This is a genomic window from Streptomyces sp. NPDC059679, assembly GCF_042734105.1.
Lineage (GTDB): Bacteria > Actinomycetota > Actinomycetes > Streptomycetales > Streptomycetaceae > Streptomyces.
Genome location: NZ_JBHWES010000001.1, coordinates 126,883 through 142,335, shown reverse-complemented (window position 1 = coordinate 142,335; position 15,453 = coordinate 126,883). Strand labels below are relative to the sequence as shown.

Genomic DNA, 15,453 nt, shown 5'->3' with positions numbered 1-15,453 from the left:
GACAGCCCCTGGCACACGGCTCCTCTAGCGTCAATCCACATCCGGCTCGGCCGAAGGACCAGCCGGAAAGCCACACCCGAACACCCGAAGAAGAGCACCGAACAGGAGTTCCGCCGTGTCACCCACCGACCCCGTCGGCCGCCCAGCTGTGATCGAGCTTCGCCAGTACACGCTGCGTCCCGGCCGACGTGATGAGCTCATCGAACTGTTCGACCGGGAGTTCGTCGAAACGCAGGAAGAGACCGGGATGGTCGTGCTCGGCCAGTTCCGGGACCTTGACGATCCGAACCGCTTCGTCTGGCTGCGCGGCTTCCGGGACATGGCGGTACGGCACCGTGCGCTGACGGCCTTCTACGGCGGACCTGTCTGGGCCGAGCACGGTCCCCGGGCCAACGACACCATGGTCGACTCCGACGATGTCCTGTTGCTGCGGCCCCTGTCGGACGGGAGCGGCTTCGCCGTCCGCCCGCCCGAGCGGCCCCAGGCCGGTGCTCCGGCACCGGACCGGTTCGTGTCCGCCACCGTGTGGTCCTTCCCTCCCGGACGGCCCGACGGCATCGCACTCATCCGGGACGGCCTCCTCCCCGTGCTCCACAAGACGGGACCCGCGCCACTCGCCGTCCTGACCACCGAGACGGCGCACAACACGTTCGCCAGGCTGCCGGTCCGCACCGGAGAGAACGTCGCCGCGGTCTTCACGTCGTACCCCGACGAAAGTGCGTATCGCCGGCACCTCGCCGAAGTGCAGGACCACCCCCTCACCCGGGAGATTCTGCCGGGCATCGAGAGCGAACAGACAGCAGCCCCCCGGACACTGCGCCTGGCGCCCACCGGCCGCTCGCTCATCTCCTGACTCCTCAGCTGAACCGGCCCCTACCAGCCGGCGGCGTCGGTGACGGCGCGGAAGAACCGTTGCGGTCCTTCCGCGATCCGGTTGCACACATACAGCCACCACTCAGTGCCGTAGACGACGTACTCCCGGGTGGGGTGACCCTTGTCCCGCATGGCGGCAACCCGATCAGGGGCCGGCCCGAGCAGGGTCTCGACCTCCCACGGCGCGCCTGGGCGATCGTCTCCGGCTCGAAGAATGATCCCTTGGCCAACCGGATCCGCCCCGGGCGGCGGAGCAGGATCGGCAGTGAGTCCAGGATCGCCATCAGGCTGTCGCGAACGCGGCCACATACGGCCGAGGTCTGGGTTGAGGCCTGGCTCGGTGCCTCGGATGCGGAAAACCCATCGCTCCCGCGCCGATGCTCCCGTAGGGTGCACGAGTTGTGGTGGCGGGCTGTGGTGGGGGTGTGGTGTGGGAGAGGCAGTTCGGAACGTGGCACCCAGGTCAGTGACGAGGGAGCAGTTGGCGAGTGCGGCGCGGGCCGCGCTGGGCGGCGGGCAGCGGTTGGTGGCGGCCCCGCGGGTGGCGGGCGGCAGTAAGAAGGGCGTCTACCGCCTGGTGATGGACGACGCGACGACGGCGATCGCCTACCTGTGGGACGACGCCGAGAACTATTGGCCGACGGCCGAGGGCGACGACGACCTCACCGACCCGTTCTCGCCCGGTCTCGGGCTCGGCCTGTTCGAGGCCGCGCACGCGCGGCTGGATGCACTCGGCATCCGCGTCCCCGCAATCCGTCTCGTCGACCGCGACGGCGCCCACTGTCCGGCCGACCTCGCGATCGTCGAGGACATCCCGGGCGAGAACCTGGAGGAACTACTCGCGCGCGACCCACGCGCGGCTGCCCCGGTCATGGCCCGGCTCGGGGAAGCACTGGAGGCCATGCGGCGTCATCGGGGCCCCACGTACGGCAAGGTGGCCGTGGTAGACGGAGGAGGAACGTCGCGCGGGACGTCGTGTGAGGGAGTCGTCCTGGACCGTGCGCTGCGGGACCTCGCCGAGGCGGCGTCGCGTGATCCCCGGATCGTGGCAGCCCGCGACCGGCTGGAGGAGCGACTGCTGAGCCTGGCGGCCGCGGTGCGGCCGCGCGCGGAGTACGCGGTCGTGCACGGTGAACTGGGGCCCGACCATGTGCTGGTGGACGCGGACGGAAACCCCGTGGCAATCGATATCGAGGGCTCGATGTACTTCGACGTCGAGTGGGAGCACGTCTTTCTGCAGATCCGCCTGCACGACGCCTACCGACCGCTGGCGGTGGACGGACTGGACGAGGACCGGCTGAAGCTCTACATGCTGGCTCAGCGGCTCTCGCTGACGGCGGGACCACTGCGGCTGCTCGACGGGGACTTCCCCGACCGGGCGTTCATGGCCGGCATCGCCGAGTACAACCTGAAGAAGACACTGGAACTGGCCCGCGCCTGAACGCCGCCCCTGGCTTCTCATTCCGGGTGCCGTACTCACGGCCTTCTTCTGGTCCCGTGGCCGTGAGTACGACATCTCCCCGGACCTGGGCAACGAACCGCCGGCTAGTGGTTCGTGTACGCCAGCGTCATGGGGATGCGGCTGGTGTCGCCCTCGGAGTAGCCGCTCCCACGGTGCAGGAAGAGCCGGCCGTCCGCGTAGAGCGCGGGGTGCTTGACGTCCTTGTCGGCCAGGGTCTGCAAGCCGAGGCGAGCCTCGTCCGGAAGCTGCAGCAGCGTGGTGGCCTGCCCGGTGTCGGGGTCCAGCCGCAGGACGCGACCGGCCGTCGAGACATCGCCCTTCTGGAGTGCGATCAGCGCCTTGCCGTCGGCACGCACCGGGATCAAGGTTGACTTCCCCGGCGCCTTGAACGTCTGGATCCGCGTGCCGGTCCGCAGGTCGAACGCCGCGATCTGGTTGGCCTTGCCATAAGCGTGCGGGTCGCTGGCGAGGTAGGCCGTGTCTCCCGCGACGACGGTGGCGGCGCAGGTGCCGGCGTCGCCGCAGCCGGCGATGTAGTCATCGCCGAGTTCGATGGTGGACTGCACCTTGCCCTGCTCGGAGACGGTCACCAACTGCTCGGCGTCGAGGCCGTTGACGCTTTGGATCAGGCCGAGCACGAGCGGCTTGCTGGAGATCAGCCAGGCGCCGCCCCTGGCCTTCGGGATCTCGTACTTCCAGGTCGCCTTCCCGGACCGCGGGTCACGCTCTCCGACCCGGAACCGCATGCCGTCGGCGGTCCGGCAATAGGCGAGGGTGAGCAATTGCTCCCCGCCGCCGAGGTGTTCCTCCTGGATGCATCCCTTGGCCGGAGCGTCCCACAGCGGGGAGCCGCTGGAAGCGTCGAACGCGGCGGATCCGCTGGGCCAGCCCGCGGCGGCGACGGTGTCGCTGATGGCGACGGTCAGGTCCGCGCCGCGGCCGATGCCGTCGTCCTTGAGCGGTTTCTCCCACACCTTGGTGCCCTTGTTCACGTCGATCACCGCGAACCGTGTGCAGTCGCTGCTCCGCTCGCTCGTCGACTCGCGGATCACGACGGCGATCAGGCCGTTGCGGGTGACGTCGCGGGAGACCTGGCACAGGCCGCCGGAGAGATCGACGGTCCAGGCGAGCTTGCCGGTCGTCAGGTCGTAGCCGGTGACGGAGTTCTTCGCACCGGAGGCGTAGTAGCGGGAGGTGACCCAGGTGCCGGGCGTCGCGACGTACTCGGCACCGTTCACCTCGGGCGCGGCCACCTGAAAAAGCTCCCGGCCCTTGACGCTGGTGGGCTTCGGCGTGGCCGACGCGGATGTGGTGCCGCCTGGCTTCCCGCCGGCTCGCTCGGGGCCGGGGTCGCCGGAGTCGCCCGAATCGCGCAGCAGGACAGCGGTGCCGGCACCGATGACCACTAACGCGGCGAGGACGCAGCCGACGATGACAGCGAGCCGACGCCGTCCGCCACCAGGACTGCCAGGACCGCCGGGACCACCGGGTCCGCCGGGGTGACGGGGGCCGGTCGGTGCCGGGGCGTACGGGGGCGGCTGGGGGTAAGGGGCCTGGGCCTGGTACGGCCCAGGCTGATGCGGCGGCCAGCCTTGTGCCGGGGGCGGCACGGGCGGTTGCGACATGAAAAGCTTCTCTCCTCCGTATGAGGTGTGCGGGTGCGGGTCTTGCATGGTCACGCCAATCATGCTCTCAGGTGTGATCGTCTCCACGCAGGCGAGAGGGTCCGCCTGCCGCATCCCGCCGCGGTCCGGGGGAAGTGCAGGTGGCGGCGTGAATTGCCCACGAACCGCTGCCTGTTGGTCGGCGTGTCCAGGATCAAGCGCGTCTGAAGGGCGGAAGGGCGGCGGGTATCTGCCTGGCCGAGTACGGCCACGACGGATCTGAACTCGGCCTTACGGTGGCGGCGGTGGGGAGCCGATGACCTCGTCGGTCATGGCCGCCAGGTCGCCTTGGTCGCGGATCTGGCGGCGCCAGAGCGAGGGGCTGACGCCTCGGGCGCGCTTGAATGCCACGCTGAAGGCGAACGCGTCCTCGTACCCCACCTCGTGGGCCACTGCGGAGACGGTCGCCTCGGTGTCACGGAGCAAGTCCGCTCCCAAAGTCATTCGCCAGCCGGTGAGATAGGTGAGCGGGGGTTCGCCGGCCAGGGCTCTGAAGCGAGCGGCGAAAGCGGCGCGGGACATGCCGACCTTGGTGGCCAATTCGGCGACCGTCCACCGATGGGCGGGATCCTCGTGCAGCAGGCGCAGCGCGTCGCCGATCGCGGGATCGGCCAGTGCCTGGTACCAGGCGGGTGCCCGCTCTGAGCCGGCACACCATGCCCGCAACGCCAGCACGAGCACGAGATCCAGCAGCCGGTCGAGGACGGCGTCCTGACCGGGTTCGTCGTGGGCGACCTCGGCGGCCAGTAGGTCCAGCGCGGCCCGGGTCCGCGGCCCGGAGGGCACGACTGCCAGCGGTGGGAGCATGTCCAGCAGGCGGTCGCCCACGTCGCCGCGGAGTTCGTAGGCGCCCCGGAGCATGATCGTGGCCCCGGGCAGGCCGTCGCCGTACGTACGGGGCGCCAGGCTCCAGTGAGTGCCCGGCGCTTCTTCGTCCCCGTCGATGACGTGTTTCTTTCCCCCCTGGATCACGACCTGGGGTGGGGTGGAAGGGGCGTCGGCGATTGTGTACCGGCCGGGTGCGGTGATGAGGGCGATGTCGCCGGCGGCGAGGCGTACCGGTGCGGTGCCCACGTCATCGAGCCGTACCGAGGCGTGGCCGGCGAGCGTGGTCACAACCGTGAGCGGTGGGGCGTCGGCGAAGGTCAGCGACCATGGAGGACGCTGGATCAGCTGCCTGACCAGCGCATTCCTGGCACGGGCCCGGTGCAGCAGATCGCTGAGGACGTCCATGACGTGAGAATAGACGATCGCAAAGGTGGTGACGACGTTCTCCCATGGAACGTCTACGACGTCATGGAGTTCTCTGGACGGCATGAACAACATCCTCGTCCTCGGCGGCACCGGCAAGACCGGCAGCCGCATCGCCCGGCGCCTGAAGGCCGCCGGCCGACCGGTCCGCACGGCGTCCCGCACGGCGCCCCGCACCAGCGGCGATATCCCCTTCGACCTGGACAACCCGACGAGCTGGGCGCCCGCCCTCGACGGCGTCACCGCCGCCTACCTCGTGGAGCCCAACTTGCAGATGAGCGCGGACCGCCAGGCGCGCATCCCCCGGTTCGTGACCGAGGCGGTAGCCGCGGGTGTGCGGCGGTTGGTGCTGCTGTCCGCCCCGCGCGCCGGCGAGGCCGGCCACCCTCTGCATGCCGCCGAGCAGGCCGTGCGCGGCTCCGGTGTCGACTGGACCATCCTGCGCCCCAACTGGTTCTCGCAGAACTTCAGCGAGGGCCCCTGGTTGCCCGGCATCCTCAAGGGAACCCTGGCCCTGCCCACCGGCGACGGGTGCACCCCCTTCATCGACGCCGAGGACATCGCCGAGGTCGCCGCATCGGCGCTGACCGAGGACCGCCACAACACCCGGATCTACGAGTTGACCGGCCCACGGGCGATCAGCTTCGGCGAAGCGGCCAGTCTCATCGCCAAGGCCACCGGGCGCACGATCCGACACGTCGACATTGCCCCAGATGCCTTCATCGAGCGCCAGATCACCGCGGGCGCCTCACCCGACGTCGCGCGACTGCTCACCGAACTCCTCACAGCCATCGGCAACGGCTCGGGCGCCGCGCTCTCCGACGACGTGGAGCGAGCCCTCGACCGGCGGCCCAGGACCTTCGAGAACTTCGTCACCGAGACCGCGGCCGCGGGCCGCTGGAACGAGAGTTCCCCCGCCTCGGCCGTGGGTGACGGGTTCTGAACCTCGCAGTGCCTCCCCGGTAGTTGCTGAGGGACGAGCTCATCGGGGTTCGCCAGCCCGGTGGCCACCTTCGTTACGGCGGCTGCGGCGTTCCGCGTTGGCCGTGACCGTCAGGGCGACGGCGGTCAGCAGGGACAGCAGTGCCCAGGCCGGGGTGAAGCTGCCGGTGAGATCGACCAGCAGGCCGAGCGTGGGCGGCACCGTGACGATGGCGATCTGGTTGACGGACATGGCCAGGCCCAGGGCGAAGCCGGTCTTGCCCGGCGGGGCCGCCTCGGTGACGTGGGCGACCCATGGGCCGTACCAGCCGAAGCCGAAGAAGCCGAGCCAGACGAAGACGACGGAAGCGACGACCGGTGTCCGTCCGGCCGGTGTCATCAGCACGGCCAGTCCGGCGATCACGGCGATCATGCAGACCAGCACGATGGCGTAGCGCCCGGTCCTGCTCCGGTCGCTCCAGGCCGCCAGGCAGATCCGGCCCGCAACCCCCGCACCCTGGGACGCCACCAGGATCAGGGCCGCCTGCCCGGCGCCTACCGATGACGCCTGGTGGAGGTGGAGCACCGTCAGGATGCCCACGCCGCACTGCACCGAGATCAGACTGGTCCCCGACAGCATGATCTTCACCGTGGACGGTTCACGGAGCATGCGCAGCCGGGCGCGGAGCTGTGCCGCGAGCGGGTCCGACGGCTCCTTGCCCTGCTGCGAGGCGGGCGGTGCGGGCGGTGCGGGCGGTGCGGGCGGTGCGGGCGGCCGACGGTAGCAGCCCATGAAGAGCGCGGCTCCGAACAGCGCGACGAAGCCACCGGTCAGCAGCGTCGCCCGCCAGCCGAACTCCTCCGCGACGAGCGGGAGTACGGCCGAGGCGAGCGCCGCACCCAGCGGCAGTCCGGCCTGCCGGATGCCCATCGCGAAGCCCCGCTGTGACGCGTCGAACCAGGACGCCACCGACTTGCTCCCACCCGGCTGGACGGTGCTGTATCCCGCGCCGACCACCAGCAGAGCGCCCAGCAGGGCCGCGTATCCCGGCGCCAGGCTCCCCGCGCCCAGAGCCAGCGCGACCACGCAGGCCCCGACCCCGACCACCCAGCGCTCGCTGTAGCGGTCCAGCAGCTCGCCGGCCACCAGCAGCCCGGCCAGCGGTACGAGTTGGGCCGCGGAGACCAGCAGACCCAGTTGCGCCGTGCTCAGGTCCAGGGCGCGCTGAAGGTGGACGCCGAGCGCTCCGATGCCGCCCACGAAGAACCCGGACGCGGCCTGGGTGAAGGTGGCAATGCCCAGCACGATCCAGCGATAACGCCACGGGTCGGGGGCCTGGGATCTGGCGCGTCCGGCGGTTTGTTGTGTCATGTCGGCCACACTGCTGTAATGGTCTTATGCAGCTCAACCCTTACGGCGAGGACGCGGTGAACCTGGCCGCGGACCTGGCCAACCGTCGGCCCGAGAGCGCGGATGAGCTGGCAGACCGCTGTCGCGCCGCCGGGCTCACACTGGAGTGCCCGGTGACAGCGGACGATCTCGACCGCGCCCAGGCCGCACTGAACGCCTGGGAGAGGGTCGTCGACGCCGGCAGGGAGCAGGAGCGCGCCGATCTGCTGAACCGGATGCTGGCCGAGGCCGCCGCCTACCCCCGGCTGACCTCCCACTCCGATACGGGCTGGCATCTGCACTACCGGGATGCGGAACAGCCGCTCGGCTCCGTACTGTTCACGCTGTTCGCGGTCGGCACCGCACTGCATCTGGCGGGCCGGGGCATGCGGCGGCTGCGGCGCTGCGAGGTGACCGAGTGCGAGACGGCCTTCGCCGACACCTCGCGCACCGGACGACAGCGCTACTGCTCACAGCGCTGCGCCAACCGCGACGCCGTCCGCAGGCACCGGGCGCGAGCAGCGGTCACCTGACCAGCCTTGGGAGTCGGCGACGACGCTGGTTACAACTCCTCTCTCAATCGCGCCCAGGTATGAGTGTCCAGGCTGTCATGGGGGCCGATGCGGGAGAGTTCGGCGCCGTCGCGTCCCAGAGCCACGATGACGGGACGGGCTCCGCGGTCGATTTGGGGGGACGTCCAGACAGCGATGAGCCTGCACTGCTGGGGATTCTCGATCCGGCGGGCACCGACGAGAACGTGACCCACGTCCCGCCCGAGGCACACTTTGACGCAACCGATCCATGGAGCCGTGGTGATGGAGCGCGGAGGGTCAGTGCCGCGGGTGAGGCTGAGGACGCCGCCGCCGCTGCAAACATCGAGCACATCGACGTCGACAGGATCGTCTCCGGGGCCGCTGCCGCCCCCGACGTACCGCCACTGTTCGCCGTACCATTCCAGGAGCGTTATGTGCTCACGCACCCGACGTGACTTCGGACGCCACACGGCCCAGATCGCCCCGACACCGGCAGTGGCGTCGACATCGGCCGACACCACGGTCAGCACCCGCCGCGGCATCCACCACGGCTGCGGCTCATCTCCCGCCTCCACCCGCCGAATCACGCCCCGCAGAAAAATCTCCAACCGGGGTCCCGTCCACACAGCCTCTCTCCATGCCCGCATGCGCCTGGTTGGGCTCTTACTGCCCCAGGCGGCTCAGCGCATGCATGGCCTCGCGTTCGATGCGTGAAAGATCGTGGAGGACGGTGCCTGCCTGTACGAGGCACTGCGCATCGCCTGATTCACCGGCCTTTGTGATCAGTGCTGCGACTTCCGTCCACAGGGCGGCTGCCTCGGCATACAGCTCGTGGCCGGTGCGCAGGTGGCTGCTGTCGAGGTGTTGGGCGCATTCGGCGAGGAAGTCGCGGTAGAGGTTACGGAACAGGGCGCCGCCCGTGCCCGCCTTCTCCATCAAGAGGGCAGCCTGGGGCAGGTCCCGCTGCGGGTTGTCGGTCCGCTGGAGCCATGTGCGTACCAGCTTGCCGGTCTTGTCGATGCCTCGGTGGCCGAGGTTGGCGATGGGCGGGTGGAGGAAGGCGTCGGCGCAGGCGGTGATGGCGGGAATGATCTGGCTCTGCGGGGAGGACAGGTCGCTCGGGACGGTGAGGGTGAAGGACCGGTGTTTGGCGGTCATCGGGCCGCGCGCGGCCCTGGCCTGGGCGAGGCTGGTCAGGCTGGTGGATACCGTTCCGCCTTGCTGGTCGGTGTCCATCAGATAGGCGTCGCGGTCGTCGTAGCCGTACATGGCGACGACATGACCGCCGAAGTGCACCTTCGAGGCGAAATAGTCCAGGTGGTAGCTGTCGAGCTGAAGTCCGACGGGGTGGCCGGCGTCGATGGAGGACACCACGTTCTGCCATGCCTTGCGGGGGGAGGTGGTCTCCTGGACCAGGAGTTCCAGCCCGAGTCGGGTGGTCAGGTTTGTGGTGAGGTCGAAGGGCCTGACCCGTCCTCCGAGGAAAGGGAAGCCCATGTTCTTGCTGTCCCAGTAGATGAAGGACAGACCGGAACCGAGGCCGAAGAGCATGGGCTCGGACAGATCGAGTCCCTGGTGCCGCAACAGCACCCCGAGAGCCGTCGTCTCGCAGTGCTGCGTACGGCGGGCATCAATGTCTATCACCGTGGTCATGCCATGCTTTCCTGGATGGAGATGATCAGCCGGGTCATGCGTTCTTCTTAGGGGGCCTCTGCCGGATCGATGAGACGGTCCTCATGCCTCATGTACGGCGCTTCGTTTGGTACGCCACCATGGTGGACTCTCCCACGGTGGGAGAGTCCACCGACCACCCCCCGGCCACGGTGGAGGTCGGGGTGTTGAGGATGGCGTCGAACGCCTCGAGGATGGGGGCGTGCAGGTAGGCGCTCTGTATCCGGATGCGGTCGGGGCCCGGGGCAACGGCGGCGCTGTCGTGGGCTTCCGGGCGTGCCTGGTGGAGGTCGGCGATGCTGAGCCCGAGTTCGGCATCGGCGAAGGCGGCCTCGACGCTTCCCGGCTCGGGCGGCTCCAGCGCGGTGGTGTCGATGGTGAAACCGAAGCGCGCGTTCTCGTCGCGGCGCATGTCCGCGGTGTCTCCGGTGGTGCTCGTCAGGCCGAGGGCGACGTATTCATCGCCGAGCGCTCGGTGTAGATGCTGTCCCATCGGGAGCCCCGTGAGGTGGCCGTTGAAGGAGACCGATGTCTTCTGGATATGGGCGTTGTGAGCCGCCAGCACCACGCGCGTGCCGGGTTCGAAGCGCTCCAGGTGCCAGAGGAGCGACTCGGCCATGTAGACGTCCCGGGCCGAGGTGTCGGCGGTCAGCCCCTTGCCGGCGAAGAGGTCGGCCATGGCACGGAAGGTGTAGTCACCGCTGCAGGCGCCTTCGAGGCGTCGCAAGGCGATGTCGTAGCTTCGCTGGTCGCCGCGGGAGACGTACAGCGGTTCGACGGAGCGGAAGCGGATGAGCAGGCGCATCAGGGTCGCGCTGAGGGTGTCCTGTTCGGCGGTGGCCAGGCGGGCCCACGCGGGCGCGGCGTCGGCCGCGGAGCCACCGGCGAACGATTCGGCGATCCGCATCGCCGTCTGGACCATCGGCAGGGCTTCGGGATCGATGTGGCGCAGGTAGTCGGCGACCGGGCTCAGGGTGGGAAGCAGGGACCCACCGGCCGCCGGGATGTCGATACCGGCGAAACGCACCGGTGGTGAGGGTGTGCGGTTGTGCCGGCGCATCCAGCGCAGCGGCTCATCGACTCCGACGGGGATCGTTGCGGCGAGGTGGGCCGACAGGTCGTCGTCAGTCCCCTCGCCCTGGGCCCATGCGTCGAGGGGGAACCCTTCGCTGAAGCCGTATTCGAAGGCCAGGACGGTGAAGCCGCAGCGTTCGACCAGGAACCGCAGGATGCGCTCGCGCAGGATGGCGAACTCGTTGATGAAGTGGGAGTTTTCGCCGATCGCGACGATGCGGGCTTCGCCGATGATGGCGCGCAGCGGCTCCAGGTCGTCGAGCGGCGCATCGGGGTCGAGGTGGGTGAGGGGGACGGCATGGGCGCGAAGCCAGTCGGCGAACGGGTTGTGGTGGGGGGAAGCAGGCATGCTGACAGCTCGATTCTTGGCGCAGGAGTGTGGATGGATTGCCGATGCCGATGCCGATGCCGATGCCGATGCCGATGCCGACGTCCGCAGGGCCGGTCCTCCGCAGGGCCGGTCCTCGGCAGGGCCGGTCGTCCGACGGTTCAGCGGTCCGTCGACCTGTGGGGCGGTGTGCGTCCGGGCGCCGCGTTCTCGAGGTCGTCGATGCTGCCGGACATGATCGTGCGGATGTGTTCGGTGATGTGCTGGAGCGGCCAGTCCCACCAGGCCACGGCCAGAAGGCGGTTGATGTCCTCGTCGCTGTGGCGGCGGCGGATGAGACGGGCGGGGTTGCCGCCGACGATGCCGTAGTCGGGGACGTCGTCGACGACGACGGAGCCGGAAGCGATGATCGCTCCGTGGCCGATACGGACGCCGGGCATCACCATGGCCCGGTATCCGAACCAGACGTCATGGCCCACCACGGTGTCACCCCGTCCGGGCAGCCCGGCGATGAGGTCGAAGTGCTCGGCCCAGGAGCCGCCCATGATGGGGAAGGGGAACGTCGAGGGGCCGTCCATGCGGTGGTTGGCGCCGTTCATGATGAACCGCAGGCCCTCGCCCAGCGCGCAGAACTTCCCGATGACCAGCTTTTCCGGCCCGTAGTGGTACAGCACATTGCGGGTCTCGAAGGCGGTCGGGTCACCGGGATCGTCGTAGTAGGAGAACTCTCCGACCTCGATCAGCGGCGAGGTGACCAGCGGCTTCAGCAGCACCACCCGCGGCTGCTCGGGCATCGGATGTACGACGGTCGGGTCGGCGGGGACAGGTGGCATGACGAATCGCTTCCTTTCCGAAGGGGTGTCCGCGGGTCCGGTGGACCTCAGGCCCTGGCGGCGGACGTCGGAGTCGGCCGCATGGCCAGGTGGGTGCCCTGCCAGCGCCGGCGCAGCCGGCGATCGTGGCTGACGATGACGAGGGTGCCGTCGTACCCGGTCAGAGCGGTTTCCAGCTCCTCGACGAGGGCGGGCGACACATGGTTGGTGGGTTCGTCGAGCAACAGGACGTCTGACGGCTCGCTGAGCAGTCGCGCCAGGGCGAGACGCTGCAGTTGCCCGGTGGACAGCCGGCCGACGGGCACCGTGAGCTGTTCGCGGTCGAACAGGCCGAGGGACAGCAACTGTTCGGCGTGTCCGGCGGCCTCTCCCGCCCGTCCACGGGCGAAGGCGGCCAGCACGGTGTCGTCCGGTTTCCCGGGCTGCGGCTCTTGGGGGAGGTAGCCGATCCTGGCGCGGCGGGTGACGCTCCCGCTGTCGGGGGTGAGGTCCCCGGCCAGTACGCGGAGCAGGGTGCTCTTGCCCGCTCCGTTCGGCCCCGTGATCAGCAGGCGCTCGCCCGCCTTGACGGTGACGCTCGTGCGGTCGAGCCGGTCCGTGACGGCGATGTCGGCGGCGTGGAGTACGGCGCCCTGCAGGCGGCGGGCCCGCAGTACGGGGGTGAAGCGCAGCGGCTCCGGCGGGGGCGGGACCGGGTCGGCGAGGAGGCGGCGCAGCCGTTCCTCGGCGTTGCGCACCCGGCCGGCCAGCGACTGCTGCACCCGGCCGCCCGCCCGGTCGTAGGCCATCTTGTTGCCGTCCTTCATCGGTCGGCCGGGGGCCACCTGGCGGGCGGTGGTCGCGGCGGCCTCGCGGAGCCGGCCGATGTCGGCCCGCCACTGGTCGTACGCCTGGGCCCAGCGCTGCCGGGCAGCGGCCTTCTCGGCGAGGTAGCCGGTGTAGCCGTTGCCGTATCGGACGACGCGGCGCCGGTCGGCGTCCACCTCCAGCAGGCTGGTGGCGACGCGTTCGAGGAAGACCCGGTCGTGGGAGATCGTCACCGTGGTGCCCCGCCGGGTGCGCAGGTGTTCTTCCAGCCAGCTCAGGGCGGCGTCGTCGAGATGGTTGGTCGGCTCGTCCAGCAGCAGCACCTCCGGCGCGGCCGCCAGTACGGCGGCCAGCCGCAATCTGACCCGCTCTCCGCCGGACAGGCTGCCCGCGGTACGGTCACGGCCCACCAGCCCCAGGCCGAGACCGTGCAGAGCACGTTCCACCCGAGCGTCGGCGTCATAGCCGCCACGCAGTTCGAAGACCGTCATCAGTTCGCCGTACTCGGCCATGCCCGTCTCGTCGCCGTCGGCCATCGCGGCCTCCAGGCGGCGCATTCGCTGCTCGATAGTGCGTAGTTCGGTCAGGGCCCGGTCGATGATCTGCTGGACGGTGGCCTGCGGCTCCATCCGCTCGTTCTGGGCGAGATAGCCGACGCCGCCAGTGGCCTGGACGACGACTTCGCCCTGATCGGGCCGTTCACGCCCGGCGAGCAGGCGCAGCAAGGTGGTCTTGCCGGATCCGTTCTCACCGATGATCCCGGTGCGCTCGCCCGCGGCGAGCGAGCAGGTCACCGAGTCAAGAACGAGCTTGCCGTTGAAGGACTTGCTGACGGCGAGCGCGGTGATCTGTGTAGGCATACGGAGACTCCAAAGCATTCGAGAACGAGGCGGCTGTCGAGGGCCGCGCGGCCGGGCGAACGCTTTGGAAGAGCATTGATCACTCCACTAGTGCGACAACTGATGCATTAAGATGTTGCCACAACGCCGTCCCCCTGAGCAAACGGACTTCCAGTGATCACTCCCACAGACCCGGAACCAGAAGACACCCGGCCGCCGCCCACCCGACGCCGTCCCGGGGGCCGCACCGCCCGTATTCGTACGCAGGTACTCGACGCGGTCCGCGCGGAACTCGGCGAACACGGTTATGACGGGCTCGCCATGGACGCCGTCGCCGCCCGCTCCGGCGTGCACCGCACCACGGTGTACCGGCGCTGGGGGGACGTCGGCGGCCTGCTCGCCGACGTTCTCGACGCAGCGAGCGACGACGACTGGCAGCCACCGGACACCGGGTCACTGGAAGGCGACCTGGCAGCGCTGAACCAGGAGATCCAGACAGCCATGGCCGCACAGCCGCCGATCATGGCTGCTTTGATCGCCGCCTCGTTCCGCTCGGAGAAAGCCGCCGAGGCCCAACAGCGGCTCTGGGAGGACCGGTACGCCCGGTGCGAGATCGTCGTCAGCCGTGCCGTCCGGCGCGGCGACATCCCGCCGCGAACTGACGCCCGCCGACTGCTCATCGCCGCCACCGCGCCGCTGTACCACCAGTTGGTGCTGCTCCGTACGCCACACGACCCGCAACTGCCCGGCCACGCGGCCAGAACCGCCGTCCTCGCCGCGGTCGCGGGCGCCTTCGCCGAACCCGAGCCCGAGCCTCCGTCAGCGGACGGCGCCTGAGGCGGCAAGTGCCGGAGAGGCGTCGATGGCCTCGTCGACCAGACCCCAGCGCAGTGCCTCGACGGCCGTGAGAGGGGCGCCGGACAGAGCGAGGTACGCGGTGCGTTCCCGGCCGATGCGGGGCGGGAGGCTCGCTGTTCCCCCGGCGCCCGGGATCAGGCCCATGCCCGTTTCGGGCAGGCGGATCACGGTGTCCGGCGCCGCCAGGACACGCCCCGTGAACGCCGCAAGCTCGATGCCCGCTCCCACGCACGCGCCGTGCAGATGGGCGGTCACCTTGGGTCCGCACCGCTGGAGCAGAGCCGCCGGACTGCGGTGTACGCGCACCCGGTGAGCCTCGGCGGGATCCCGTGCGGTGCCGAACTCGGCGAGGTCGGCCCCGCTGCAGGACGCGGGCCCGTGGCCATGCAGGTCGACCCCGGTGATCGACGGGTCGGCCACCGCGACCTCCAGGGCCTCGCACAGGGCGTCACGCGTGGCCGCGTCGACGGCGTTGCGTACCCAGGGGCGGTCCAGCGCGACGGTCAGCCGGTCGCCGTCCCGCCGGAGTCGGACCGGCTCGGCGGCAGGACGGGGAGGGCGGGGACGGCGGCGGGCTGAGGCGAGCCAGGCGCGGAAGGCGGCGCCGCCCTGGAGGGTCGAGTAGGCGAGCGATTCGACCAGCAGCCGGTCGGGCGGCGGGAGTACGGCGCCCATGCGGAGCACCTGGACCAGGGCGACACAGGCGGCGGGTTGCCGGGTGACGGCGTCTCGGAGGCGCCGGGCGGTGGCGTGGGGATCCGGGCACGACACCCAGGGCCGTGGCGCACCGGGGGCGGCGGTCAGCAGGACGTCGAACTCCCCGGTGACGGTCTTCGGCTGTGCCGCCATGCCCACCAGTACCCGGTCCGGGCCGGGTGGGGGCGATGTCGAGCGGTCGAGGTCGACCAGACGGAACGGCGATTCCATGACCACCGGAGTGTAATCTTGC

At 70.1% G+C, this 15,453-nt stretch carries 15 protein-coding genes; 6 read left to right on the top strand and 9 right to left on the bottom strand.

Features of this window, described 5'->3' with window-relative positions; translation table 11 throughout:
• Window positions 1-115: 115 nt before the first annotated feature.
• Entirely contained in the window at window positions 116-853 is a 738-nt protein-coding gene (locus ACFV2X_RS00655) for an NIPSNAP family protein (protein ID WP_385609653.1), read from the top strand.
• Between the two features lie 20 nt (window positions 854-873).
• On the opposite strand, the gene ACFV2X_RS00650 is transcribed toward ACFV2X_RS00655, so the two are convergent.
• Complete coding sequence (locus ACFV2X_RS00650) at window positions 874-1,005, bottom strand: hypothetical protein (protein ID WP_385609652.1); 132 nt, start codon at window positions 1,003-1,005, stop codon at window positions 874-876.
• 334 nt (window positions 1,006-1,339) lie between these two features.
• Between ACFV2X_RS00650 and ACFV2X_RS00645 the strand changes: the two genes are divergently transcribed.
• Window positions 1,340-2,314: a phosphotransferase family protein gene (locus ACFV2X_RS00645; protein ID WP_385610346.1), complete on the top strand. Its 975-nt coding sequence runs from the start codon at window positions 1,340-1,342 to the stop codon at window positions 2,312-2,314.
• Window positions 2,315-2,418: 104 nt separating this feature from the next.
• On the opposite strand, the gene ACFV2X_RS00640 is transcribed toward ACFV2X_RS00645, so the two are convergent.
• Together ACFV2X_RS00640 and ACFV2X_RS00635 are read right to left on the bottom strand one after the other, a co-directional pair.
• Window positions 2,419-3,960, bottom strand: coding sequence for a PQQ-binding-like beta-propeller repeat protein (locus ACFV2X_RS00640; protein WP_385609651.1), 1,542 nt, complete (start codon window positions 3,958-3,960; stop codon window positions 2,419-2,421).
• Between the two features lie 270 nt (window positions 3,961-4,230).
• Complete coding sequence (locus ACFV2X_RS00635; protein ID WP_385609650.1) at window positions 4,231-5,316, bottom strand: AraC family transcriptional regulator; 1,086 nt, start codon at window positions 5,314-5,316, stop codon at window positions 4,231-4,233.
• Here ACFV2X_RS00635 and ACFV2X_RS00630 point away from each other — a divergent pair.
• The gene (locus tag ACFV2X_RS00630; RefSeq protein WP_385609648.1) at window positions 5,315-6,193 is read left to right on the top strand and encodes an SDR family oxidoreductase; all 879 of its coding nucleotides are present in this window, start codon (window positions 5,315-5,317) and stop codon (window positions 6,191-6,193) included. The two genes, ACFV2X_RS00635 and ACFV2X_RS00630, sit on opposite strands and share 2 nt — an antisense overlap.
• 39 nt (window positions 6,194-6,232) lie before the next feature.
• Here ACFV2X_RS00630 and ACFV2X_RS00625 read toward each other — a convergent pair whose 3' ends face one another.
• Complete coding sequence (locus tag ACFV2X_RS00625) at window positions 6,233-7,543, bottom strand: MFS transporter (protein WP_385609646.1); 1,311 nt, start codon at window positions 7,541-7,543, stop codon at window positions 6,233-6,235.
• A gap of 26 nt (window positions 7,544-7,569) precedes the next feature.
• Here ACFV2X_RS00625 and ACFV2X_RS00620 point away from each other — a divergent pair, with 26 nt between their 5' ends.
• On the top strand, window positions 7,570-8,094 hold the full coding sequence (locus tag ACFV2X_RS00620; protein WP_385609644.1) for a CGNR zinc finger domain-containing protein: 525 nt from the start codon (window positions 7,570-7,572) through the stop codon (window positions 8,092-8,094).
• Between the two features lie 59 nt (window positions 8,095-8,153).
• On the top strand, window positions 8,154-8,549 hold the full coding sequence (locus ACFV2X_RS00615; RefSeq protein ID WP_385609643.1) for a hypothetical protein: 396 nt from the start codon (window positions 8,154-8,156) through the stop codon (window positions 8,547-8,549).
• Between the two features lie 208 nt (window positions 8,550-8,757).
• Here the strand turns inward: ACFV2X_RS00615 and ACFV2X_RS00610 are convergent, their stop codons facing one another.
• From ACFV2X_RS00610 to abc-f, 4 genes are all read right to left on the bottom strand, one after another.
• Complete coding sequence (locus ACFV2X_RS00610) at window positions 8,758-9,747, bottom strand: BtrH N-terminal domain-containing protein (protein ID WP_385609641.1); 990 nt, start codon at window positions 9,745-9,747, stop codon at window positions 8,758-8,760.
• An 88-nt stretch (window positions 9,748-9,835) separates the two neighbouring features.
• Window positions 9,836-11,188, bottom strand: a complete 1,353-nt coding sequence (locus ACFV2X_RS00605; RefSeq protein WP_385609639.1) for an erythromycin esterase family protein — start codon at window positions 11,186-11,188, stop codon at window positions 9,836-9,838.
• A gap of 140 nt (window positions 11,189-11,328) precedes the next feature.
• Window positions 11,329-12,000: a CatB-related O-acetyltransferase gene (locus tag ACFV2X_RS00600; RefSeq protein ID WP_385609637.1), complete on the bottom strand. Its 672-nt coding sequence runs from the start codon at window positions 11,998-12,000 to the stop codon at window positions 11,329-11,331.
• Window positions 12,001-12,047: 47 nt separating this feature from the next.
• Window positions 12,048-13,667 (bottom strand): ribosomal protection-like ABC-F family protein, encoded by a 1,620-nt coding sequence (gene abc-f, locus ACFV2X_RS00595; protein WP_385609636.1) that lies wholly within the window; start codon window positions 13,665-13,667, stop codon window positions 12,048-12,050.
• Between the two features lie 153 nt (window positions 13,668-13,820).
• Between abc-f and ACFV2X_RS00590 the strand changes: the two genes are divergently transcribed.
• Entirely contained in the window at window positions 13,821-14,483 is a 663-nt protein-coding gene (locus ACFV2X_RS00590) for a TetR/AcrR family transcriptional regulator (RefSeq protein ID WP_385609634.1), read from the top strand.
• On the opposite strand, the gene ACFV2X_RS00585 is transcribed toward ACFV2X_RS00590, so the two are convergent.
• Entirely contained in the window at window positions 14,466-15,431 is a 966-nt protein-coding gene (locus tag ACFV2X_RS00585; protein WP_385609632.1) for an enoyl-CoA hydratase/isomerase family protein, read from the bottom strand. The genes ACFV2X_RS00590 and ACFV2X_RS00585 overlap by 18 nt on opposite strands.
• Window positions 15,432-15,453: the final 22 nt, after the last annotated feature.

Coding starts and splice junctions, on each gene's coding strand:
- ACFV2X_RS00650 (WP_385609652.1), bottom strand. CDS start 1,005: ATGCGGGACAAGGGTCACCCCACCCGGGAGTACGTCGTCTACGGCACT.
- ACFV2X_RS00640 (WP_385609651.1), bottom strand. CDS start 3,960: ATGTCGCAACCGCCCGTGCCGCCCCCGGCACAAGGCTGGCCGCCGCAT.
- ACFV2X_RS00630 (WP_385609648.1), top strand. CDS start 5,315: ATGAACAACATCCTCGTCCTCGGCGGCACCGGCAAGACCGGCAGCCGC.
- ACFV2X_RS00635 (WP_385609650.1), bottom strand. CDS start 5,316: ATGCCGTCCAGAGAACTCCATGACGTCGTAGACGTTCCATGGGAGAAC.
- ACFV2X_RS00625 (WP_385609646.1), bottom strand. CDS start 7,543: ATGACACAACAAACCGCCGGACGCGCCAGATCCCAGGCCCCCGACCCG.
- ACFV2X_RS00620 (WP_385609644.1), top strand. CDS start 7,570: ATGCAGCTCAACCCTTACGGCGAGGACGCGGTGAACCTGGCCGCGGAC.
- ACFV2X_RS00615 (WP_385609643.1), top strand. CDS start 8,154: ATGAGTGTCCAGGCTGTCATGGGGGCCGATGCGGGAGAGTTCGGCGCC.
- ACFV2X_RS00610 (WP_385609641.1), bottom strand. CDS start 9,747: ATGACCACGGTGATAGACATTGATGCCCGCCGTACGCAGCACTGCGAG.
- ACFV2X_RS00605 (WP_385609639.1), bottom strand. CDS start 11,188: ATGCCTGCTTCCCCCCACCACAACCCGTTCGCCGACTGGCTTCGCGCC.
- ACFV2X_RS00600 (WP_385609637.1), bottom strand. CDS start 12,000: ATGCCACCTGTCCCCGCCGACCCGACCGTCGTACATCCGATGCCCGAG.
- abc-f (WP_385609636.1), bottom strand. CDS start 13,667: ATGCCTACACAGATCACCGCGCTCGCCGTCAGCAAGTCCTTCAACGGC.
- ACFV2X_RS00585 (WP_385609632.1), bottom strand. CDS start 15,431: ATGGAATCGCCGTTCCGTCTGGTCGACCTCGACCGCTCGACATCGCCC.